The 3,091-nt window shown below is 64.5% G+C and carries 2 protein-coding genes; both read right to left on the reverse strand.

The annotated features are described in order from the left end of the window. A partial coding sequence (locus OXT71_23100; GenBank protein MDE2929288.1) for a molybdopterin-dependent oxidoreductase occupies nt 1-2,456 on the reverse strand: 2,456 nt, incomplete at its 3' end. Next, nucleotides 2,456-3,091: c-type cytochrome (locus OXT71_23105; protein ID MDE2929289.1), on the reverse strand; the 636-nt coding region annotated here is incomplete at its 5' end. The genes OXT71_23105 and OXT71_23100, both read right to left, overlap by 1 nt.

Raw genomic sequence — 3,091 nt, forward strand, 5'->3', positions numbered from 1 at the left:
TTGACCTTGCTCTTCGTGCCGATGCTGGCCCGCGCCTCGTAGCTGCCCCGGGGCGTCACGACCCGCACCCATTCCCCGTCCTCGATTCCCAGCCGCCGGGCGTCGCGGGGGTTCATTTCGAGGTACTGCTCCGGCACCAGCCGGCGGGTGGTGGCCGCCCGGATCGTCTTGGTGGTGTGGAAGTGCTCGAAGACGACCCCTAAGTTCAGCCAGAACGGGTACTTGTCGGCCTTCTTGATCTCCGCCATGGATTTTCCGTAGTAGTCGAAATCCGGCAGTTCCGGCGTCAGCCCGGCGTCGCGCATCTCGATGAGCACGTCGTAGTGGTCCATGGCGAAGAAGTTCGGGTCCTTGCCCGCCTTCGCGAAGATATCCGTGAGCTCCCTGGCGCGCGAGTAGTCCTGCTCGGTGAGCTTGAACTTCGCCCTGCCGTTCTTGCGGCGGAAGGCGCTGTAGGGCTTGTCCGCCCAGCCGGTCTCCTGCGCCATGTACTTGCGCGGGACCCCTCCCTCTTTGGCGATCTCGTAGGTGGGGGCGGGATAAAAGAGACCCTTGCGCTTTCTGAGCTGCGCGTAGGGAGAGAGCTTGTCGCGCTTCTCCACCTCGAGCATCCCCGTCAGGTCCGCATCCGATCCCTTGCTGGCCGCTATGATGTCCCGGTAGACCTCTTCGGGGTCGTAGAAGCCGTCCGCCTTCCGCTCGTAGGGGAATATCTTCTCCGCGTCCAGGCCGAGCTTCGCCGCGATGGACTTGCCCTCGTCGATGATGACGTCCAGATCCGGCCGGCAGTTTTTGGGCGGCTCCATGGCCTTGTCCGTGACGTACATCTTCCGCTCGCTGTTCTGGTACACCCCCCATTTCTCCCCGTGGGTGGCGGCGGGGAAGATGACGTCGCCGTAGAGCAGGTTCGGGGCGTGCCGGTAGGCCTCCACCATGTAGGTGAACGTCCTGGTGATGGCGGGCCGGATGAGGGTATCCACCTCCGGCAGGTCCACGTGGGTGGCGTAGGCGAACTGCATTATCTTGATGTCGCCCTTGAGCGCGCGCTCGAACATGCCGATGGTCATGCCCTTGTTCGGGGCTTTGGCGGTGACGTCGAGCCGGCCGGGCGGGAGGCCCCAGGCCTCGTTGATCTTCTTGCGGTGCGCGGCGTTCTTGATGCCCTCGTTGAACGGGAGCCGTCCGGTCAGGCCGCCCATCAGGCGCTCGCTCATGGCGTTGGGCTGTCCCGTCATGGAGAACGGGCCTGCTCCCGGCCTGCCGATGTTCCCGGTCAGCAGATGGAGGTTGATGATGTTGATGTTGCGGTGCTGTCCGTGGAGCGACTGGTTGTACCCGATCCCCCAGAAGGAGAGGACGCCGCCTCGCTTGCGGCGTTTGCCCTTGAGCGTGGCGTCCGCCCAGATCGAGGCGATCCGCCTGACCACGGAGGGGGCGATGCCCGTGCGGTCGATGACCTGCTCCGGGCTGTAGCGGGCCATGATGCCTTCGCGGTAGCCGTCGAACCCGTCCGTGTGCTGGCGGATGAAGGCCTCATCCACGGCCTGGGGGAACTCCTTCATCAGGACGTGGGCGATGGCGTTCTGAAGCGAGAGGTCGCCGTTTGGGCGGATGGTGATCGAGAGGCTGTTGTTCGGGTTGATCTGCGCGTAGCCGTCCATCGTCCCGGTATAGCGCGGGTCGACCACCATGGTCGGGATGTTGCGCTTCTCCTTGGTGGCGGCCACGCGCCAGAACAGCACCGGGTGCGAGCCGCGCGCGTTGTGGCCCCAGTGGTTGATGAAGTCGGCGTCCTCGATGTCGGAATAGTTCCCCGGCGGGTGGTCGCTTCCCAGGCTGTGGATGTAGCCCGTCACGGCCGAGGTCATGCACATCCGGGCGTTGGCCTCGATGCTGTTCGACTGGAGGACGCCCTTGTAGAAGATGTTGTCCAGCCACTGCTCCTCCATGGTCAGCTGGCCGGACTGGTAGATGCCGACGGAGTTTCCCCCGTGCTTCTTCACGACCCCGACGACCATGTTGGAGACGACCTCCATGCCCTCTTCCCACGTGCCGACGCGGAAGACGTCCTTATCGAAGCGCCCTTTCGTCTTCGAGACGTGCCCGGTCAGCGGGTTGGACATGTCCTTGCGGATCAGGACCTCCTCCAGCCGGTCGACGTAGAGGGACTCCGCGGCCGTGAGGCCCTTGATGCACTGCAGGCCCAGGTTGACGGGGGAGTCCTTGTCCGGGATGCACGCCACGATCTTCTCGTTCTCGACGACGTAGTAGGTGTGGCACCCCACACCGCAGTAAGGGCATTGCGTGGGCACCAGCTTCCGCGTGTCCTGGGCGCCTTCGGCATCCGTGACGAGCTGGAACAGTTCCTTGTCGCGTGTCAGGGTCCCGCCCATGGCGAGTCCGGTGGCCAGCGCGGTGGAAGTCTTGAGAAACTTGCGGCGGTTGAACTTCGGCATCACTTGTCCCTCCATGGGTCTACGGGTCCCGAATCGCGTTTTTCCCAGGTGCGGATGTAGGCGACGATGTCGTTAATCTCCTCCTCGGTCAGCTCCACCATCCCCTGCTTGCCCTTGAGGTAGGCGCCCATCGGCGTACCGACGCGGCCCTGCATCATCGTCGCCTTGATGTAGCCGTCGGTGGCGGATTTGAGAAAGCCCTGGTTGTTCAGGGCGGGTCCGGCGTAGCCCGCCATGGCGTTGGTCACGTGGCCGCCGCCCACCTGGGGGCCGCCGAGGCCGTCGCGCCCGTGGCAGCCGGAGCACATCCCGTCGAAAAAGAGCTTTCCGCGGGAAACGGAGCCCGCCACCCGCTTCTGGTCGATGCCGGCGTAGTCGCGCAGCTGCCAGCTTCGCACGTAGGCGGCGATGGCTTCGATGTCTTCTTTCTTGAGGAAAGTGCCGAACGGGATCATCTGGCGCGGCAGGCGCCCGTAGAAGATGGAGCGGCGGATGTACCCTTCGGGCGCGACGGACAGGAAGCTCTGCAGGTTCAGGGGGACGCCCACGCCTCCTTCGCCGTTCTTCCCGTGGCAGGCCGCGCAGTGGATCAGGTAGAGCTGGCTGCCCTTCGAATAGGTGGAATCCCATTTGGA

The sequence above is a fragment of the Acidobacteriota bacterium genome (assembly GCA_028874215.1).
In the GTDB taxonomy this organism is placed as follows: domain Bacteria; phylum Acidobacteriota; class UBA6911; order RPQK01; family JAJDTT01; genus JAJDTT01.